At 60.2% G+C, this 236-nt stretch carries 1 protein-coding gene; it reads right to left on the bottom strand.

The annotated features are described in order from the left end of the window. Positions 1 to 236 (bottom strand): GTP-binding protein (locus tag VK98_RS22575; protein WP_048416170.1); only part of this gene is annotated, 236 nt, incomplete at both ends.

The raw sequence follows: 236 nt of genomic DNA, 5'->3' as shown, positions 1-236 counted from the left end.
TCAGCGTCGTCCACCAGGTCGGCCTTGTTCAGGAACACGATGATGTACGGAACGCCAACCTGACGGGACAGCAGGATGTGTTCGCGGGTTTGCGGCATCGGACCGTCAGCGGCCGAGCACACCAGGATAGCGCCGTCCATCTGGGCAGCACCGGTAATCATGTTCTTAACGTAGTCGGCGTGACCCGGGCAGTCTACGTGAGCGTAGTGGCGGGACTCGGTTTCGTATTCTACGTG

It is taken from the genome of Chromobacterium sp. LK11 (assembly GCF_001043705.1).
Classification (GTDB): domain Bacteria; phylum Pseudomonadota; class Gammaproteobacteria; order Burkholderiales; family Chromobacteriaceae; genus Chromobacterium; species Chromobacterium alkanivorans.
Note: the sequence above shows the minus strand (reverse complement) of the source record. Positions and strands in the feature narration are given on the sequence as shown.